20 protein-coding genes are annotated in these 20,638 nt (G+C 38.5%); 11 read left to right on the forward strand and 9 right to left on the reverse strand.

Features of this window, described 5'->3' with window-relative positions:
* Nucleotides 1-48: 48 nt before the first annotated feature.
* The 11 genes from DXA74_RS02910 (at nt 49) to DXA74_RS02960 (ending at nt 10,471) form a co-directional block, all read left to right on the forward strand.
* On the forward strand, nt 49-570 hold the full coding sequence (locus tag DXA74_RS02910; RefSeq protein WP_118525328.1) for a cysteine hydrolase family protein: 522 nt from the start codon (nt 49-51) through the stop codon (nt 568-570).
* A gap of 593 nt (nt 571-1,163) precedes the next feature.
* Entirely contained in the window at nt 1,164-2,600 is a 1,437-nt protein-coding gene (locus DXA74_RS02915; protein WP_118525329.1) for a lipopolysaccharide biosynthesis protein, read from the forward strand.
* Between the two features lie 4 nt (nt 2,601-2,604).
* Entirely contained in the window at nt 2,605-3,714 is a 1,110-nt protein-coding gene (locus tag DXA74_RS02920; RefSeq protein ID WP_118525330.1) for a DegT/DnrJ/EryC1/StrS aminotransferase family protein, read from the forward strand.
* 3 nt (nt 3,715-3,717) lie between these two features.
* Nucleotides 3,718-4,359, forward strand: coding sequence for an acetyltransferase (locus tag DXA74_RS02925; protein WP_118525331.1), 642 nt, complete (start codon nt 3,718-3,720; stop codon nt 4,357-4,359).
* A 21-nt stretch (nt 4,360-4,380) separates the two neighbouring features.
* Nucleotides 4,381-4,617 (forward strand): acyl carrier protein, encoded by a 237-nt coding sequence (locus DXA74_RS02930; RefSeq protein ID WP_118525332.1) that lies wholly within the window; start codon nt 4,381-4,383, stop codon nt 4,615-4,617.
* On the forward strand, nt 4,614-5,360 hold the full coding sequence (locus tag DXA74_RS02935; RefSeq protein ID WP_118525333.1) for an SDR family NAD(P)-dependent oxidoreductase: 747 nt from the start codon (nt 4,614-4,616) through the stop codon (nt 5,358-5,360). The genes DXA74_RS02930 and DXA74_RS02935 overlap by 4 nt, the downstream gene beginning before the upstream one ends.
* A gap of 18 nt (nt 5,361-5,378) precedes the next feature.
* On the forward strand, nt 5,379-5,612 hold the full coding sequence (locus DXA74_RS02940; RefSeq protein WP_118525334.1) for an acyl carrier protein: 234 nt from the start codon (nt 5,379-5,381) through the stop codon (nt 5,610-5,612).
* A 5-nt stretch (nt 5,613-5,617) separates the two neighbouring features.
* Nucleotides 5,618-7,072: a class I adenylate-forming enzyme family protein gene (locus tag DXA74_RS02945; RefSeq protein ID WP_118525335.1), complete on the forward strand. Its 1,455-nt coding sequence runs from the start codon at nt 5,618-5,620 to the stop codon at nt 7,070-7,072.
* 3 nt (nt 7,073-7,075) lie between these two features.
* Nucleotides 7,076-8,143 (forward strand): 3-oxoacyl-ACP synthase III family protein, encoded by a 1,068-nt coding sequence (locus DXA74_RS02950; RefSeq protein ID WP_118525336.1) that lies wholly within the window; start codon nt 7,076-7,078, stop codon nt 8,141-8,143.
* 18 nt (nt 8,144-8,161) lie between these two features.
* Nucleotides 8,162-9,253 carry a sugar-transfer associated ATP-grasp domain-containing protein gene (locus tag DXA74_RS02955; protein ID WP_118525337.1) on the forward strand — a complete coding sequence of 364 codons (1,092 nt, stop codon included), beginning with the start codon at nt 8,162-8,164 and terminating at the stop codon, nt 9,251-9,253.
* Between the two features lie 237 nt (nt 9,254-9,490).
* On the forward strand, nt 9,491-10,471 hold the full coding sequence (locus DXA74_RS02960; RefSeq protein WP_118525338.1) for a glycosyltransferase: 981 nt from the start codon (nt 9,491-9,493) through the stop codon (nt 10,469-10,471).
* Between the two features lie 190 nt (nt 10,472-10,661).
* On the opposite strand, the gene DXA74_RS02965 is transcribed toward DXA74_RS02960, so the two are convergent.
* From DXA74_RS02965 to DXA74_RS03005, 9 genes are all read right to left on the reverse strand, one after another.
* Nucleotides 10,662-11,840 carry an OmpA family protein gene (locus DXA74_RS02965; RefSeq protein WP_118525404.1) on the reverse strand — a complete coding sequence of 393 codons (1,179 nt, stop codon included), beginning with the start codon at nt 11,838-11,840 and terminating at the stop codon, nt 10,662-10,664.
* Between the two features lie 87 nt (nt 11,841-11,927).
* Nucleotides 11,928-14,306, reverse strand: a complete 2,379-nt coding sequence (locus DXA74_RS02970) for a hypothetical protein (protein WP_147401010.1) — start codon at nt 14,304-14,306, stop codon at nt 11,928-11,930.
* Between the two features lie 17 nt (nt 14,307-14,323).
* Complete coding sequence (locus tag DXA74_RS02975) at nt 14,324-14,512, reverse strand: hypothetical protein (RefSeq protein ID WP_118525340.1); 189 nt, start codon at nt 14,510-14,512, stop codon at nt 14,324-14,326.
* Nucleotides 14,513-14,550: 38 nt separating this feature from the next.
* The gene (locus DXA74_RS02980) at nt 14,551-16,869 is read right to left on the reverse strand and encodes a polysaccharide biosynthesis tyrosine autokinase (RefSeq protein WP_118525341.1); all 2,319 of its coding nucleotides are present in this window, start codon (nt 16,867-16,869) and stop codon (nt 14,551-14,553) included.
* A gap of 21 nt (nt 16,870-16,890) precedes the next feature.
* Complete coding sequence (locus DXA74_RS02985) at nt 16,891-17,679, reverse strand: polysaccharide biosynthesis/export family protein (RefSeq protein WP_118525342.1); 789 nt, start codon at nt 17,677-17,679, stop codon at nt 16,891-16,893.
* 5 nt (nt 17,680-17,684) lie between these two features.
* Nucleotides 17,685-18,593: a phosphoenolpyruvate carboxykinase gene (locus tag DXA74_RS02990; RefSeq protein WP_147401011.1), complete on the reverse strand. Its 909-nt coding sequence runs from the start codon at nt 18,591-18,593 to the stop codon at nt 17,685-17,687.
* Complete coding sequence (locus tag DXA74_RS02995) at nt 18,563-19,663, reverse strand: nucleotidyltransferase family protein (RefSeq protein WP_118525344.1); 1,101 nt, start codon at nt 19,661-19,663, stop codon at nt 18,563-18,565. Before DXA74_RS02995 ends, DXA74_RS02990 begins: the two co-directional genes overlap by 31 nt.
* An 11-nt stretch (nt 19,664-19,674) precedes the next feature.
* Nucleotides 19,675-19,953: a PqqD family protein gene (locus tag DXA74_RS03000; RefSeq protein WP_118525345.1), complete on the reverse strand. Its 279-nt coding sequence runs from the start codon at nt 19,951-19,953 to the stop codon at nt 19,675-19,677.
* 24 nt (nt 19,954-19,977) lie between these two features.
* Nucleotides 19,978-20,628: a sugar transferase gene (locus tag DXA74_RS03005; protein ID WP_233550433.1), complete on the reverse strand. Its 651-nt coding sequence runs from the start codon at nt 20,626-20,628 to the stop codon at nt 19,978-19,980.
* Nucleotides 20,629-20,638: the final 10 nt, after the last annotated feature.

The following is a 20,638-nucleotide window of genomic DNA, read 5'->3' on the forward strand; positions in this document are numbered from 1 at the left end:
GACATCTCTTGCAAAAGGATGTCCTCCTTTTTTTAAAAGACCAATCGTATGAAATACCTTGTAGTCATTGACATGCAGTATGACTTTGTCAGCGGCTCTTTGGGCACACCCGAGGCTGCTGCCATTCTGGACAACGTAAAAAACAAAATTAAAGCCTATCAGGAAGATTCCAAAGGATGCCGCATCCTTTACACAAAGGACACGCACACCGAAGATTATCTGCATACGCAGGAAGGTCATCATTTGCCCGTAGCACACTGCATCAAAGGAACAAATGGATGGGAAATCGTCAAGGAACTGCTCATTCCCGGAGCGGAAATCATCGAGAAACCGGCATTCGGCTCTTTGGAACTGGCCGAACGCATTGCCGCAGCGGGCGATGCAGAGAGCATTGAACTGATAGGTGTCTGCACCGACATCTGTGTGATCTCCAATGCCCTGATATTAAAAGCGCGGCTTCCGGAAGTGCCGATCAGCGTCGATGCCCGATGCTGTGCCGGTGTCACTCCCGAAAGCCACGAAAAGGCACTGGCCACCATGCGTATGTGCCAAATAGACATACACGCATAGCACTCACGATAACACCTGACTTCATATTTTCTCTATGAGCCACTTCGGAGGACATTTCTTGCAAAAGGATGTCCTCCTTTTTGTAAGTAAACCGACCACGCCCCAAACCAACTGTCATTTTTTTTCAGTCAATATAATAAGATCAGGCAACCTAAAATGTTCTATTTTATCGGATCGACTTATTTCTAAAAGATTGCCCGTTGTATCAACATACAATCCAAATACACATCCCTATACCGTTAAATTATGCTTACAATAAAGGAAAAAGAAAGATTTCCCTATTCTCTTATAATATAATTCATGCAAAAACGTTATTGACTGTTAATATAGAATAATCGAAAGATTAAAATGCCTATCTTTGTAGAAATTTAAATTCTAGATTTAAGTGAAACAATATTCGAATCCAAGATATTGTGCAAACGACAAGAAATATGAAAGTAGACTTCATGTCCACTCCGATTATTATTCAGGCCTTGTAAAGATGAAACGAACTTAAGGAGTCCTATAATATCCGGAGCATACACAAATGCCAGAAATAACAGGCCCAATATACGAAGAAAATATCAATAAAGTTTGAAGAAAACAGGAACCAAATGGAGAAAGAATCGCTAAAGAAAAAGACCGTAAACGGTGTTATATGGAGTGCAATAGACCGTTTCTCAACCCAAGGTATACAGTTTGTTTTCAGTATACTTATTGCACGCCTTTTAATGCCTTCAGATTATGGTGTAATAGCTATGCTCGGTATATTTCTTGCAGTTTCCAATACTTTTATTGATAGCGGTTTTGGAACTGCACTGGTTCAGAAAGCAAACCGCACTGAAACTGACTTTTCAACCGTTTTCTATTTCAATATAGTAGTAGCAATAATCTTTTATGCCTTATTATGGCTAGCATCACCTTATATTGCCTCATTCTATAATATCCCCATGCTTAAGGATGTTACTCGGGTTGTTGCGCTGACTTTGGTATTCTCCGCATTAGGAGGAATACAGAACGCCAAACTGTCAATCGCCATAAATTTCAAAACACGGGCTATAATTTCCTTAATATCAGCATTGTCTACCGGTTTCATGGGTCTTTATCTGGCATATAGGGGATATGGAGCCTGGGCTTTGGTTTTTCAGATGGTCTTTTCGTCACTGCTTAATACAATCCTGCTATGGTGTTTTGTGCGCTGGATGCCCAGCCTAGTGTTTTCCTGGCAGTCTTTCAGACAATTGTTTTCATTCGGCTCAAAGTTGCTGGCATCTGCTTTACTGGATACCATCTATAATAATGTATACACACTGGTAATCGGAAAAGTATATTCCTCATCCTCATTAGGACTTTACTCCCGTGCATCAGGACTGGCACAATACCCGTCCTCCAATATTACCGGGGTGCTGCAAAGCGTTACCTTCCCTGTACTATGCTCTATCCAGAATGACGAAGAACGCCTTGCCGATGCTTATAAAAGATTTATACGTATGTCTGCTTTTGTTGTGTTCCCGCTGATGATTGGTTTGGCTTCTGTTGCTGAACCTTTTATAAGAGTTGTGCTTACTGACAAGTGGGAAGGCGCCATATATCTGTTGCAGATCGTATGTTTTTCAATGATGTGGTATCCCATCCATGCGATAAATCTCAATATACTTCAGGTTAAAGGCCGTTCAGACTATTTTCTAAAGCTTGAGATCATTAAAAAAATTCAGGGAGTGTGCATCTTGTGTATCACAGTGCCCATAAGCATTGTGGCCATGTGTTATGGCAGTATTGCATCCTCACTACTGTCATTGGTCTGGAATACATACTATACCAAACGGCTTATAGGATATGGATTCTTAAGTCAGATAAAAGATTTACTACCTATCATTATACATTCACTCCTTATGGGAGGTATCGTATTGTTGGTTACACATTTCATTGAAGTAATGTGGATCAAACTTTTTGCAGGAATCCTTGCAGGAGGAATATACTATATATTAGGAGCATATATCATGCATTTTGATGAACTTAAAGAGGTTTTGGCAATCATAAAAAGAAAATAAAAATATGGCAGAGAAACAGATAACGGTGACATCCCCTTTGATGCCATCTTTAGAAGAATTCAACGTATATCTTGAAGATATATGGAAAAGAAAATGGATCACCAATAATGGCCACTACCATCAGGAACTTGAAAAGGCCCTTTGCGACTACCTCGGAGTTCCGTTTATCAGTCTTTTCACAAACGGAACACTTCCGCTGATTACAGCCTTGCAGGCATTGCGCATAACTGGAGAAGTAATCACAACCCCATTCAGTTTTGTTGCCACAACGCATTCGCTATGGTGGAACGGCATCAAGCCAGTTTTTGTCGATATAGATCCTGTTACCTGTAATCTGGATCCTGAAAAAATTGAAGCAGCTATAACTCCACGAACTACAGCAATTATGCCGGTGCATGTATATGGCAATCCATGCGACACCCAAAAAATTCAGGAAATAGCTGATAAATATGGATTGAAAGTAATATACGACGCAGCTCACGCCTTTGGAGTAAAAGTAAACGGAGAGTCTATACTTAATGCCGGCGATATGTCCACGCTTAGTTTTCACGCCACTAAAGTGTATAACACCATTGAGGGCGGAGCATTGATCATGCACGACGAACAAACCAAGAAACGCATAGACTACCTGAAGAATTTTGGATTTGCCGGAGAAACCACCGTTGTTGCTCCAGGTATAAACAGCAAGATGGACGAAGTGCGTGCAGCCTACGGACTTCTGAATCTGAAGCAAGTAGACAAGGCCATAGAATGCCGTAAACATGTTGCGGAATTTTATCGCGAAGCGCTGAAAGACGTTAAAGGAATAACCTTTTTCAATGATATTGCAGGTGTAAAGCACAATTATGCTTATTTCCCGATATTTGTAGATGCAGAACAATATGGCATGACCCGTGATGAACTGTATTTTAAAATGAAAGAGCATAATGTTCTGGGACGAAGATATTTCTATCCTCTAATCAGCGAATTCAGTACTTACCGAGGATTAGAAAGTGCGAAACCTGAAAATTTAGTCAATGCACACTGGATGGCAAATTCCGTAATTTGCTTGCCAATGCATCATGATCTTAGCAATAAAGAACTTCAAAAAATATTAGAGCAAATTATCGTTTAATTTATGAAACAGTTAATCATAATTGGAGCACGAGGTTGGGGACGCGAAGTATATGCCTCCTTTAAAGAAACTGAAGATGTAAAAAGTGGAAAGATTACAATTAAAGGTTTTTTAGATTCAAAAGCTGATGCTTTTGAAAACTTAAGAGGGAAATATCCTCCAATACTTTGTTCCCCGGAAGATTACGAAATACAATCAGACGATATATTTTTTGTAGCTATGGGAGATCCCAAATGGCGAAAACATTATGCAGAAATGTTTGAATTAAAAGGAGCTCATTTCTATACATATATAAGTCCTGATGCCTTTGTAAATCAAACGGCTTTAATTGGTGAAGGTTCTTATGTTGCTCGTTGGTGCGCTGTTTCGGATAATGTAAAGTTAGGGAAACACACCCTTGTTCATCCATATACTTGCATAGGACATGATGCTGAAGTACATGATTACGGAACACTTTTGACCGGTGTTTTTATGGGAGGAGGAGCAATTGTAGGAGAAGAATCTCAGATGAGTCCCAAGTCAATGATTATACCACATAAAAAAATTGGCCGCAATGTTATGGTTGGTGCAGGTAGTGTGGTTATTCGTAATGTAAAAGATGACACAAGCGTACATGGAAACCCTGCTAAAAAGATAGAAATGTAAAATATTAAATAAAAGATTAACATGAAAACAATTGATGAATTTGTAGAGCTTTTTGGTGAGTTATTTGACGACATTGATACCAGCAATTTTACCCCCGAGACGAATTTCCGTGATAACGATGAATGGTCTTCTTTGATTGCTTTGTCTGTAATAGCTATGGTTGATGACGAGTTTGATGTAACGCTTGTTGGTAATGACATAAAGAATGCAACAACCATTGCAGATATTTATAATTGTATCGTAGCAAAATCAGAATGAAGAATCCTTTTTCTTTACAAGGTAAAACAATCTTAGTGACAGGAGCGTCATCAGGAATTGGCCGACAGACAGCGATTGAATGTTCCCGAATGGGAGCATCAGTCGTTTTGTCTGCTCGAAATGTGGAGCGTCTTCAAGAAACCTACTCTCAATTAGAAGGTGAAGGTCATTTGATACTGCCTGCTGATTTGCTTGATACTGTTCAAATAGAATCTTTAGTATCCTCTTTACCAGAAGTAAACGGTATTGTTCTTTGCTGTGGCAAAGGATTAACATTGCCGATGCAGTTTGCTACCCGGGACAAATTTGATGATATTTTCAATATCAATTTGTTTGCACCGTTTGAGCTGTTACGACTAATCTATAAAAAGAAAAAAATCCAAAAACAGGGTAGCATTGTAACATTAGCTTCTTTAGGAGGAACTCAAATATTTAGCGGCAGAAATGGAATATACGGAGCTTCTAAAGCAGCTCTAAATTCTGTAATGATGTTTTGCGCAAAAGAATTTTCTTCTAGAAGAATTCGAGTAAATTGTATTTGTCCTGGAATGGTTGATACTCCCCTAATTCATAGAGGCACTGTTACAGAAGAACAACTTCAAGAAAATGAAAAACTTTATCCGTTAGGTAGATATGGGAAGCCTGAAGATATAGCGTATGCCGCAGTTTATTTATTAAGTGATGCAGCATCTTGGATTACAGGTCAACAATTGGTACTTGATGGAGGAATTTCAATAAAATAACAATAAAATTAACTATAAATGAATATTCAAGAACAAATAAAACAAATTGTAGCAGAATGTCTGGAACTAGATGTGAACACATTAGATTGTGATCAGGATTTTTTCGATATGGATGGTTATGATTCTATGAGAAGCGTAATGATTCTATCTAAAATCGAAGATACTTTTGACGTCATTGTTCCCGAAGAAGATATTTTTGATATTACAAATATTAATCAGTGGGTTGCTGAAATCGAAAAAATAAAAGGATAGTAAACATGAACCAGTTTGAACACAGTCCTTTATTACAACAGATTGCACAAAATTCCCAAAAATATGCTTCAAAGCCAGCCATCATAATGAATGGGCAAAGTATTACATATTCAGAGTTATTCGTAAATATACGGAAAGCTGCTGGAGTTATGAAGCAAATGGGATTTAAAGCAGGCGATCGTATCATTCTTTCTGCCCATAAAGATCTTGAGTATTTATACTTATACTTTGCATCACATATCCTTGGAATTATTAATGTGATCGTAGACTCTGAATCCAATGAAGAACGTTTGCAATATATAGAAGAAAGAATACAGCCGGTCTGTTGCTTTGGCTATAAGAGTAAGAAATTTAATTCAAAATTATTTAGTGAATTAAATATTGATGAAGGTTATGAAATAGAATCAACATGTGATATTTTACACCGTACAAGTATTGCAGAGATTCTCTTTACGACTGGCACTACAGGTTTACCCAAAGGAGTCTGTCTTTCATACTATAATATTTATTCTTCAGCTGAAAATATAAATGGATATATTGGCAATAGTGCAGAAGATGTAGAGCTTTTAGCGCTTCCTATTTGTCATTCATTTGGAATGGGAAGAATTCGTTGTGCTTTAATAAAAGGTTCAACAATTGTCATTTTAAACAATTTTGCCAATATAAGAGCCTTTCTAAAAGCGTTTGAACTGTATCATATTACTGGATTCGGACTTGTCCCTGCTGCATGGGCGTATATTCGGAAAATGAGCGGTATGCGTATAGCCAAATACGCAAAGCAAATACATTATATCGAAATTGGTAGTGCATCAATGTCTTTAGACACCAAAAAAGAATTATTAAATTTATTTCCAGATACGCGAATCTGCATGCATTATGGGCTAACGGAAGCTTCCCGATGTTGTTTTCAAGAATTTCATGACACAAAACATCTCGATTCAATAGGCAAACCTGTCTCTTCTCTGGTTGATATAAAAGTTATGGATGAGCATGGAAATGAGTTACCTGTTAATTCCAAAGGTGAACTTTGTGTAAAAGGCAATATGGTGTTTTCACATTATCTGGAAGAGTGTGACACGAAAAACGCATTTTATAATGAGTACTTTCGTACAGGAGATTGTGGCTATAAGAATTCAGAAGGATATTTCTATTTATTAGGTAGAGAAAAGGAACTAATTAATGTAGGAGGAAAAAAGGTTTCCCCCATGGAAGTTGAAGATGCAATTATTTCATTAGGTGTAGGGGATTGTGTATGCGTACCTATCAAAGATGAAACAAATTTTATGGGAGAATTAGTTTTTTGCTATGTTTTAAAAGGTTCTACATCTCTAACTTTCGAAGAGATTGCTGAAAAATTAAAAAGTAAATTAGAAGTGTATAAACGGCCTGTTGCTTATGCCTGGATAGATAAAATACCAATAACATCTTCAGGTAAAAAGCAGCGAATACAAATTAAATAATATATGTCATTTTTAACTATTAACAATGTTAAAATAGTAGGGCTTTCTGCATGTATTCCTCCAGATATTGAAGAAAATAGAGGGCTAGCTATTTTTTCTGATAATTCTGAGGTCGAAAAAGTAATAGCCTCTACAGGTATAGAAAGAAAACGTATAGTAAGACCAGGAACGACAGCAAGTGATTTAACTTATCAAGCAATCTGTAAACTACTTACTAAACTAGAATGGCATGCAGACAGTATTGATGCACTTATTTATGTGTGCACTTCCCGGGATTATATAGCTCCGATAACTTCTGCTATTTTACAAGATCGTCTTGGTTTTCGCAATGATTGCTACTGTTTGGATCTTCCATTAGGGTGTTCAGGCTGGGTTTATGGCATGAGTAATTTAGCCTCACTCTTAAGTCACGGACAATTAAAAAGAGGATTGTTGGTTTGTGCTGAAACAAATTCACAAAATCGTTCTCCTAAGGATAAAACGGTTAAACCTTTGTTTGGTGATGCGGCAACGGTAACAGCTCTTGAGTTCGATGAAAAATGGAACTATCCCATGCAGTTTAGTTTTGGAGTTGATGGTAGTGGTTACAAAGCTGTCTGGACAGAATATGGTGGCACCCGAAATCCGATAACCCCTGAAGCTATTAAGGAAAAAGAAATTGAACCGGGAGTGATTCGTAGAGGTATAGATATGGTTGTAAATGGTATGGATGTTTTTTCGTTTGCAATAAAAGTACCTCCACGTTCATTACAAGAGTTTATAGAACATTATCAGATTGATGTTAATGATATAGATTATCTTTTCCTCCATCAGGCAAATAAATTTATTGATGATCGTATTCGTAAAAAGTTAAAAGTTCCTGAAGAAAAAGTTCCTTTTTGTTTACAAGATTATGGTAATACAAACAGTGCCTCAATACCTTTGGCCATGGTCGTATGTAAGTCAGAAGAATTACAAAAAGGAATACATAACTGTTTAGGTTGTGGATTTGGTATAGGTTTAGCATGGGGAAACGTTCATTATACCATAGAAAATCTAAAAGCTGTAGTTTTACATGAATATGAATATTAACTTAGACATTTTACAGACATGGAATATAAGAACTCTAGAAAAGATATTGCGTGGGGGGAACATTATTTTTTAGAGCATGTTGCACCTTCCGATTTTGATTATAAGGCTCATAAAAAGGAACTATCTCCTTTTTGGGAATCTTTAGGATTCAAATGCAGCATGATGTTTGCTGATTTTTATTCTAAATTTAATGGAATCTATAGTGATAAGTATATTCCTATGGATTTATATTACTTTTATATACTTCCATGCTTAAACCGTTTCGATTTTAGGAAAGCCTATACAGATAAAAATTTGTACGATATCCTTTTTAAGGATATTAATCGCCCAAAAACAATTATAAAGTGTATCAATGGTAATTATTATAACGGCTCTGGGGATAGTATAAAAGAAATTGATGTTCTCCCCATTTTGAATAATATTGATTGTGAATGCATCATAAAGCCAACAATTGATTCTTGTAATGGAGTTGGTATTGCTTGTTTAGAGAAAACTTCTTTAATTTCCCAAATTCAATCATACGGCAAAGATTTTATCATTCAAGAAAAAGTCGGACAGCATCATGAAATGAACAGATTAAATGAAACTTCTTTGAACACTATTCGAATTTTTACATATCGCGATTTAAACGGTGATATTCATTATGTCGAAGGAAAAAGTTTCTGTAGGTTTGGTGGAAAGGGTGCAGTTAAAGATAATGTTTCTTCCGGGGGAGGAGCTTTCAGCATTAATGATGATGGCAGTGCCAATGATACTATTATACAGTTTAAGAATATGCAAACTGGTAGTTTAGCTAAATTAGGGCTTTCTTCTTTTACTGTACCAAATATTGAAGAAGTAAAGAGTTTTGCAATTAAACTTCATCATAGACTACCCCATTTTGACTTTATCGGATGGGATATAGCTATAGATAAAAATGGAGAGCCACTTTTTATTGAATTTAATATTGAACCTAGCATTGAAATGCCTCAAATGCTAACAGGGGTGTTTTTAGGGAAATTTTATGATGAAATATTAAGTAGATTTATTGATGTCAAAAAGATAAAGTCTAATTGTTATCGCAACGTCTTTAAAAATGGCTTTGAGTACCAATTGGTTGTAAATAAATAAAAATTTAATACATCATTATCGCCTATTCACTCTTGTATAATTAATGATTAAGGAAAATAAGATAGCAAACAAGCAAATAGTTTATATTTCTTATCTGTATATATTATGAAATTAAGCAATCGTGTGAGTAATGTATGAACTACAGAATAAAATGCGATAAGTTTATAACAATTAGGAGCAAAACAAAGCCTCCAAACATACAAAATATTTTTTAACTAGTTTAAGAAGCTTTTTGGTATGAATATAACTGATAACAATAATGAATCTATAATTGTAAGTATAAAATGCACTGCATATAACCACGAAAAATACATTCGTGAGACATTAGAGGGTTTTATAATGCAGAAAACAAACTTTCGCTTTGAAGCGATAGTTCATGATGATGCGTCAACAGATAATACAGCAGACATCATTAGAGAATATGCAGAGAAATATCCAGATATAATCAAGCCTATCTATGAAACTGAAAACCAGTACTCAAAAAAAGACGGTTCCTTATTAAGGATCATGAATGAAGCCAGCAGAGGAAAATATTTTGCCCTTTGTGAGGGGGATGATTATTGGACCGACCCCTACAAACTTCAGAAGCAAGTAGACTTTTTAGAAAGTCACCCCGATTACGTTTTATGCTCTCATCGATACAGAAAATTTTATCAGAATACGCTCTCATTTGATAATAGTATTCTTCCTAGAGATTTTAATAAAGATTTTACATTTGATTTAAACTACTATATTCTTCGCGAAGATTGGGTCACTCAACCTCTTACGTGCATGTATCGTGCTTCTGCTTTTGATTCCGATTACTATATGAAGTTTAAGAACAAAAAAGATCTGATTTTTTTCTATGTATTATTAAAAAGAGGTAAGGGAGTATTACTTAATGACTGCATGGGGGTTTACAGAATACATGAAAAAGGGGTTTGGTCAGGCTTATCCTTAAAAAATCAGTTTATTTCTGAACTACAAACAACAAAAAGTATTTATGATGTAGAACATAATTTTACTGCTGCTTCTATGTTGAAAGTCTTTTTACAACGTAATTGTAATATGTTTAATTCTCAGATAATGAAAAGCGAATTAAAACTTATATTGTCCGTTTGGTGCATCGTTGTAAAATACTTTAAAATAGAAGGAATAATACTTATAATGCATCAACTCCATTTAAAAATTAAAATACAAAAATTATGGAATAAAATTGTAAGCATTGGCAAACGATAGATACCAACCTTTATATACAACAATAGCGACTGTCACTGTAAATCCGATAGTGACAGTCGCTATTTGCTTTATTAAACCAAAATTTTTCTGTCTGAATTCGTTTTCAATTTTTAAAAAGGCTGCATCGTTATGCACGATGCAGCCCCAAACAATTCTATTAAGCATTAATAAATTCGCTGTGTAAAAAGGTTTACTCGGAAACAATAATTACAGAGCGGCTCAGACGAGGATCATCATAGAACATGTTTTCAACGCCACCCTTGTAATCCATCTGCAACTGAGAAGCCTTAACACCAAATTCATTGACCAGACAGTCATAAACAACCTGAGCACGTTTTTCACTCAACTTCATGTTCAAGCCCTTAGAACCTGTACCAGCATCAGCATAACCGATAACCATGTATTTGGCATTAGGATCAGCAGATTTGATTACATCGGCCAAGAATCTCAACTTAACACGGTTTTCATTGGTCAGCTTGCTTGAACCAATCTTAAAGGTAATGATATTAGAAGCTGCGACCTTGATCTTTTCAACCTTAGTATTCTGGTTGTCCTTCAACTGATTCTTGAGACGCTCATTCTCTGCGCACATGTTATTCAAGTCCTCACGAACCTGATTCAGCATGGCATTATCGTAGCGTACCACTGTCTTACTGCGATCCCAGTTGCGTTTCGGGAACTTATAGGTAAGACCTACAGAAGCAGTCAGAATTCCGTCTGCCTTGCGACCACCGACCTCGTTCTCAAAATTATCCTTAACAATGGTTCCGCGGATATCCAGATTCAAATCCAAGGAAGAGCACAAACGGAATGAGTTATAGAGACCCAGGTTTGTAGCAAAATCAACGGATTTAGGACTGTCGAAAATACGTATTACACCAAAGCCTAAATAAGGACTGCAGTTCCAGATCCGGTTTTCGTTGTAACCGCAGAAGATGTTAGACAGATTCATCATCACATCTGCATGCAGATTGAAATATTTAAACTTCTGCTTGTCCAACCATTTTGAAGCATCATATACCTCACCGGTAGAGTATGAACTGTTCTGGGTTGCTCCTTTCAGACTCACGCCACTATACATCAAACGCAATCCCATGCCCGGTGTGAACCATTTACCTACAGCAATATCAACGGCAGGAGAGATACGCTCGCCGAATCCCATCTGTTTGTCGTGATCGCTAAACATCACCTGTGGGCCGGCACCGGCTGTAATAAACCAGTTGCTCCAAAAACCATTGGTCTCTACCTTATATTTATCATTGCTATACTCTACGGTTTCCTCACCGTTTCTTGTTGTCTGCTCTGACTGAGCCAGAACAGGACTTGCAGCTGCCAGAAGCAAAGCTGCAAAGAGAGATTTCTTCATCATAATAATATACAATTAGAATCTTACGTTATTAAGTCAGAAAATCTTTTCTTCACCGAGAAACTCGGTGAAGAAAAGCTTTATGATCAATTATTTATCCCAACCATTTTCATCAGAAACTGTACGAGTCACAGTTTTTGTACCGGTAGAAGATGGCTTCTTACGCAAAGCGAACTTAAAGTTATTATCGATAAGAGTCTGAATCAACCAGTCACTCTTATATTTAGCACCTGAATTTTCCTGCTTATCAGCGAAATTCATAAATACAAGACCCAAACCTGCATTTTCTGCACGGTTTTGCAACTCACTCACACCCATTTTATTCATATCAATAGCCAAAGCTTCAATACCCGTACCTCTGTTATTGATGTCACTAACGTCAGCATAATATCCTCCAAGGTCATTCATAAACCAAGTCTTGTGAGCATTGTCGTTCTTATATAAATCAACACTTTCTTGGAATAAGTGCTTTATACCAGTCTCTTTTTGTCCTCTAGTAGCTTCCTGATTAGTACCTACACTGGTAACTACCTGATAATACCATCTCAATTGTGCAGTTGAATTTGCATACCAAACAGGGACACCCCAGTCCATAGGCATACCACCATTCTCGTCCTGATAAGTCCAGCTATCTTTCTCAGGACCTGTTGCAGCTCCCCAATAAGTAAACATGATAGGAGCAGAAGTTTTTACCCCAGGACCATTATAAACAAATGATGTGGGATCTGTATAATACTTAAGCATTCCTTCTGAATTGTAATTTGCCTTTAAGATAATCTTACCCTTCACATCATCAATAGTTGTATTCGGAGTAATTTCACCAGTATATATACGATTCCCAGTAACTGTAGCTAACTCATTAACTTTGTCACGCAACAGATTTATCCAAGTTTGTTCTGCGTCACGAGGTTCTCTAATCCATCTCCAACGTCTAACAGGAATCCAGCCAGAATTATCCCTATAATACTCTCCTGTTCCAGCATCTTGGTTTCCTCCCGTAGCAAAGGTCAACATAAGAAATGCAAACTCATTCTCTTTCCCAACTTTTTCGCACGTTTCCAAATATGAAGCAATTTCTTTAACGGCATCTTCCAATGACATAACTTTATTGCCAGCACTTTCAGACACAACATTTATATTACCACTAAAAGTATTGTTCTCTGGGTTTGAACCACCATCACTGTTGGAACCATTAACAGCAGTCTGGAAAATAAAGGCACGCACTCCATCTTGGAACTGCCGTTCGATTGTTGCATTCTGGTAAATATTGGCAGCATTATTTCCCGTTGTCAATACAGAGAACTTACTACCCGGAATAGAGAGCTCAGACACATAAATATTCGGATCAAGAGAACTCATCCAGTAGTTGGTACCACCAACTGACAATGGAGGAAGAATCACACGGTTAATCTTGTGCGGAGTTACAGCATCAGTCTCCAGCGTTTTTCTACATGGAGCACCGTTCAACAAGGAAACTGTTACACGCAATGTTCGCTTAGTTACTGTATTTTTATTACCTTGAGGAATAATATATGCCTTTACATTCAACAATTCATTTGGGCCAAGTTGAATAAACTGACCTGTTTTCTTATCATAGCAAGGAATAGAGATACGGCCACGCTCCTCATTGAAATCACCAACAGGTTCACAAGTTGCGGTTATGCCTTCCCCTGTAGTTGCATTTCGAATATTACACGTAAAATCACCAGTAAGAATAGGCTGTGTTCCTTCTATTGCATCCACGTTAATATTGGTGATGGTCGCAGTACCTGATGATGGACCTTGTACTGTAATATCAAGTACAGTCACCAGATTATGGAATTGTAAGTTTATAAACTTTCCATCTTCCACTTGTGAAGGAGTCACAGCGTTATAGGCATACATATAAGCATAGTCCATATTCGGAAGTCCGAAATATGTTTTCTTACCTTGGATAGCCCCGTCTGCACCCTCCTTTACAACTCTCCACTCCTGCACCTGCTGTGTCACCGGAATATTTGCAGTGATCTTGCCTGTCTGATTTTCTTCTGCACTTCCTTTCACAGCACTGGCAGGATAGAATGCGTAAAATCTATGTTCTTCATTTGGATCTCCCCACTGCAAACCGGCTTCTGATGCATTTATTTTTGCAACAGTAGATGCTGTAGCAGGATCTTGCTCATCCGGCGTTACTTTATAATTTACCAAATGATTTTCCGGTTGTGAGGCCTGCAGACAGAAAATGGCAATCTTATCACTACCATCAGCTTCCCAATATACCGGAACCCCTGTGCTGGTACGGTCTCCATATACAGTTCTTGTACCAACCGTTTTATCAATGACATCTGCATCACCAGACAAAGTAGACCCAAATAAAATCTCATCTCCTGTCTGCACAGGATTCTCAACTGTTCCTTGGAAATTATCATCCGAACAGCTGCCTAGGAAGGCTGCTAAAGCCAAACCTAAATAAAATGATGTTTTCTTCATAAGTCAATCAATTTTAATTAATCCCATGTACTACCTGAATAATCTCCTTCCCATTCAGCGCCAGGATTAGCGAATCCATGCTCTTCAATGGTCACGCCATCGGCATTCTCCTTTCCACCTTCAAAGACCGAAGCCTTCATAAAGCCTTTTTCCAGTTCCACCCTTTTGACTTCAAAAAGTGGTGCTTCATAAATTTTCTTTTTCATACTCATCCATTTTAACTGTTAATAGAACTGTTTCCTATTTATTCTCCCCCTTTATATTGATAACTATAACCGTAGCCGTAACCATAAACAGTACGATGTTCAACGGCATTCAAGACCACAGCCATGTTATTTAATTTTTTATTCTCATACAGATCTTCGATCTCCGGCAGCAGGCGACGGTCGACACTTCCTGCACGCACGACGAATAACGTAAGATCCGCAACTCTATTGGCAATAGATGCATCGGCAATAATACCTATAGGCACATTATCCACAATGACATAATCGTACATCGTCTTTAATTCCTCGATCAGCTCGTCCAAACGGTTCTCCAATAAAAGTTCCGCAGGATTAGGTGCAACTGGTCCCGCCAGAATGGCATCCGGTATATCCACACCGTTTCCTTTTACCAGGATATCCTCCAACCGAATAGAGGCATCTGACAAATAGTTTGTCATGCCATACGGATGTTTGGCAAAATGACGGCTCAAAGTGCGTTTACGGATATCCAAATCCAAAACTACAACTTTTTTCTTTGCTGCCATCAAAGATACAGCTAAATTTCGAAGTATAAAAGTTTTTCCGGCTCCTTCTCTAAAAGAAGTGAAAGTTATTACCTTAACCGGAACTCCTTTTTTAGCCATAAAGGCCATATTCGTTCTCAGAATACGGAAAGCTTCCGCAATAATATCATCTTGTTTATCAAGGAACAAGCGTGGTCCATGAACTGTTTTTTTCTTTTTGGCAAGCTTCTTGTCCAAAGGAATCTCACCCAATAACGGTGCTGTAACCACACCCTCCAAATCCTTGCGACCATGAACACGGGTGTCCAAAAAAAGGATCAGAAGACAAGCGACACCGGGGAGAGCAATTCCGGCCAAAAGTCCTAAAATCAGAATCCGGTTACGAACGGGAGCAATAGGACCACTACCCTTATCAGCCTCGTCGATCAAACGGGCATTGTTGTCGGCCATGGCTTGTGTCAAGGCATTCTCTTCACGACGATTCAAGAGGAACATATACAGGGATTCCTTGATCTTCTGCTGACGCTCGATTGAAAGCATCTTTCTCTCTTTCTTAGGAATTGAGCTAAAGCGCACCTGAGCACGGGTTTCACGACTCAAAGCATCACGACGACGCACATTCAGGCTGACAATAAGGTTATCGACTGCACGAACGATATTCTGCTTCATGGCCCGCAAGGAGTTGTTCATCTCTTCCACTACCGGGTTCTTGTCACTACTGTCATCAATCAGTTTGTCGCGTCGCAGCTTCAGTTCATTATAGGTATTGATCTGGCTTTCCACACTGGCATCACTAAGTCCGGTATTCGCAGGAATCAAATCCGTTTCCTTAGCCGGATCAATCAAATATTCCTTAATGTATTGAGCCAAACGCAACTGTGTTTCCAGCTCCATACCGTCCGCTCCATATTTCTGGGATTCACTCATATACATACCAGCAGTAGAGCTTACATCCATCAACTGGTTACTACTCTTGAAAGTCTCCAGATCGCTCTCTACCACTCCCAGATCTTTCTCAATGATAATCAATCGCTCATTGATGAAGTTTGCGGTATTGATGGCAACCTGATTCTTATCCTCAATGGCTTCTTCATTATAGACATTGATCATTGTATTGAGCAATTCTTCCGCGCGCTCCGGAGAAAAATCACGCAAGGCCAATGTCAGGATAGAAGATTCATCCTCTTCTTGTCTGATTGCAAAATTGCCGCTATAATAAGAAACAACTGACTCCAAAGGATTCTTGCGCACCGTTATTTCCTGACCAATCCAGGACTTATTCAAAAAATTGGTAGGCGTCACGGCTATCTTGAAATTTCCAATGGCCGTAGTATCGCGCAACTGTACCTTATAGGTTTTACCGGCGTCGCCCAGGGTTGTAATCTGAGCCTCTTTTAAGTTCAGCATCTTCAGTTTAAACTGCACAGCCCCGTTCGGAGACATACCCGGAAAAGATACGGTAACCGGAGCCTTGGTATACAACTCTATATGACGTAAACCGTCCTCAATCAGATAATCAACATCACCATGCATCCGCTGAACCACTTCGCGCATAAGACGTTTGGAACGGAATTGCAGTATCTCATTGGCAACATTCACCTTATTGATATAATTGTCATAACGGTCGAATCCGGCAGTCGTAGTCTTATTGGAAGGATCCTTGATAATGACCGTCGCCGAACGGAAATAAACAAAAGGCTTTCGCGCATAATACAACCAGGCCGCACTGCCAAAAACCAAGACTGACAACAAAAACCATTTCCATTTTGATGCCAGAAATGAGAAGACATCGATCAGATTCAATCCTGAATCTACTTTTTTATTTGTTTGCATCACTTAAAATTTTAGATTTAACTATTTTAAAAGCAACATCAATAACGTGGTTACTGCTGTTGTCAAACTTGCAGTAAGACCTACGTATTGCACACTACGATCCTCGGTATCCTTCTTTCTGTACTTCGGTTCAACATAGACAATGTCATTCTGCTGCAAATAATAGCATGGCGAATCAAAGATATCCCTGGAACGCAAATCGTGCATAAAGACCTGACGTTTTCCATCCTTTTCACGAATCACCGCAACCTTATCAATCTTAGCTTTTGAAGAGAGGTCCCCGGCCTTAGCAATGGCTTCGACCAAAGTGACACGACCATCATCAGCAGTATATACTCCATTGGAACCCACTGCACCCAGTACGGTATATTTAAAGTTCAAGAGTTCAACATCAACCAAAGGTTCCTTAATATAGTTTCCTTCAATAATTTTCTTTTTAATCAGGTCGGCAACTTGCAAGGCAGAAAGTCCTTCCACATGCAACTTTCCCAAAATAGGGAAATCAATCATACCGTCGGGACCCACCAAATATCCGCGATCGTTGGTCTTTCCACTTCCTTCAACATTCATATTGCCATTTGAATTGACTCTGACAGAAGCACTACTCGCATTAAACGGTATGGCCAACTCCGGATTCTTACTGCTGACCTTAATACTCAAACGGTCATCACAATGCAACACGGTTTCATGTCTTTCCGCAATAGGATAAGATTCTCCCATTTCCATGTTCTGGAAATATAAGAAATCTCTTCGCGATGCACACGAAGTCATCAATAATATGGCCAAGCCAATAAACAATTTTCCTTTCATTATATTTATTTATTAAGATTATCCATACATATTTGTGCAGCCTCCTGATTCGGCAAGCATTCCATCACTCCCACAGAAACCAGCGTGCTTATCCGAACTAAAGTTCCGCAAAGAGCATTGTATCTTTCTTTGTCCTGTTTAATGACTGAAGCTCCGGGCAAAAGCTGCAAAAATGCGTCTACTCCGTTTTTCTCGCAGAAAAGGTTCTGAGGACTCTGCCTTAACCTTACAATCCCTTTGACGGGATACTTCACATTCCGATAGCAATGCCGCTTTCCGCTCCAAGGCGAACCATAAATCCATACTTGTTCCTTTTCAATTTTCAGGATGGGATTATCATCGTTTATCAACTCGCAATCCGGAAAATGCGCTCTCCACAGGTCTGCATGGGTACTTTTCCCGGTACCGCTACGCCCCATAAACAAGAAAGCATATCCATCGAGCTGGACCGCTGAGGCATGAAGCGCAACGGCATTTTCAGCAAGAATAACCTGGGAAAAAATAACGCGTACCATGGAAAGCAGAACCCGACTTGCATAAGGGTCTTCCCAATGAAGATAGGCTCTGATGTGGGTATACATTTTATCCCAACAAAGCAAATGTTCCTTTCCTCCAGGAGTCTGACAAAAAGAAACAGAAAAGTGATTGTCATCACTCATCAGACAAATATGTCCCATGTCGTTTTCTGATTCCTCCAAAAGTTTCTGTTCTGATTCCCTCGGAGTCTTCGCACGATCTTCGCAATCTATGATAAAAAGGAAATCGGTGTTTGTGTCTTCTATATAAAAAGGAAGCAGAGGCACCAGTTCTTTCTTTATATCGTAGTCCTCAGGAAGCAACAGACCAAAAAGGAAATCAGCGACTGAAAATTTAAAGATCCTTTTCATTTGAATTGTCCTTTTATCAAATTCCACACGGCCCAGCCTATCTCAGAAGATGCATAGGTTCTTGAAAAATTCAGTTGTGCCATATAAGCACGAAGAACTGCAATCTTACTGGATAAACGAGATTTTGTTTTTGCTTGATGAGAGTGATACAGACCAAAGTTGCCCCCCCTAAAAACAAGATTCCACAATCCCGTGACATCCGAGTCGAGATAATCCCGGAACGGCAATAAGGATTGAGGCATTCCTAGAACCGTAACCAAAAACTGATGTAACAGGCCGGTCCATTTTAACAAGCCAATGTTTTTCAAGGTGCTCCTTAATTCTTCTGGATTATACTTACCTTTATAATAAGAATAGGCTCTTGCCAAATCACAAAACTGACGAATTCCGATGCCCCGCCCCATTGCATGCTTTAATATATGAATATTCAGCAACAGGAGATTCATCACCGGAACCGGAACCCATACTGTCGTTTCACTCTCTTCCAATCTAATTTTTTCAAACCCCCAATCATGCTCCATCGCTTTTAATCGTCTTTTAGCAAAAGGAGAGGACACATCTATTAATACATCATGATGTTCAATCGTAACTGAATGATACCGGTAAAAATAGCTTGCATCGGCTCTTTTCCGCGGCACGCATCCTTGCTTCTGTATCAGAGATAAGGCCTTGGCTGCCTGTCCCGAATCCGGGAAATACCAATCAATATCTCCACATTCCCGCAACAGGGGATTCCCATACATAACGGCAACCCCCTGTCCTTTTTGTAATACCGGTTTTATATTTAAAGTTTCAAACAACCTTACCAGACGAGTGATACACTGATTCTGCAACCGGTTTTCGCGTTCTATTTGATCAATGTATACAGTCCACTCCATAAGCAGATCAGCATCTTCCGGCCAACATTTTTCCGGAAGATACTGCAATCCCTGGTAAACAAGACCTGCAACCGTTTGTTTTTTTGCCAAAAGCCAAAGTGAACGCCACTGCTCCGGTAAAAGAGGAAACAGCTCTTTCTTTTTCACATCAGTCTCCCACAAGCCGGCATGCAACAATTCTAAAAAAGCAGCCTGAACAATATGATCTTTCTTTACCATGCTACAGTCAATTATCGTTCCTCAAGCAGGTCGTTTATTTTCCACTTATCTATTAACTCACAAACATCTTTCAAAGCTAAATTATATTCCACATCATACTCCTCACATAGCAAACCTGCCAATGTCTCAGGAGTGACATCCAAATCCTGTTCTGTAATTTTACTCCACAAATTAGCACAAGTCGCATTCATGGTATATACTTTGGCCAGGTCTACACAATCTGCATTTACATCGACGATCATGTAATTAGGCCCTAATTTTCGTAGAACAAGATTCTTCCTAAGTTTCATTTATTTTAAGATTTAACAATTTTCTCAAAAATGTTTCCCTGAAAGAATAGCAAAAACTGTCATGCAGATTATTTTCAAATCCAATACAAAATTTCTATTCTCAAGGTAATCCAAATCCATTCGTAAACGAATTTGCATTTTTTCCATTGTATCCGTATAACCATTATATAAGGTCGCCATAGAAAATAATCCAGGACGCATACGGAACAAAAAACGATACTCGGGATTGATTTCCATAATCTGATCTACAAAATATTGCCGCTCAGGTCTGGGTCCAACGATAGACATATCGCCGATAAGCACATTCCACAATTGGGGCAGCTCATCCAGATGATGTCTTCTCAAAAATGCACCGATAGGTGTTAATCTTCTGTCATTCTCGGCACACAACTGAGGAATCCCGTTTTCTTCAGCATCCTCCCGCATCGTTCTAAACTTATACAAAGTAAATAGTTTCCCTTTATACCCCACTCTTTCTTGACGAAAAATAACATTTTTTCCATCTACCACCCTCAGCAATACATAAATTATCAAAAAAGCTGGAAAAAGTAATAATATTCCTAGTGCCGACACGATAACATCAAAATTGCGTTTAATGATACGCGAAGTTGTGGACATACCGTCATGCACTCTTTTTCTAGGTTTTGTCTGAACCATCTCTACAATCTCTAACATTACAAAAAAT

This window comes from Bacteroides sp. OF04-15BH (genome assembly GCF_003477995.1).
Taxonomy (GTDB): Bacteria; Bacteroidota; Bacteroidia; order Bacteroidales; family Bacteroidaceae; genus Paraprevotella.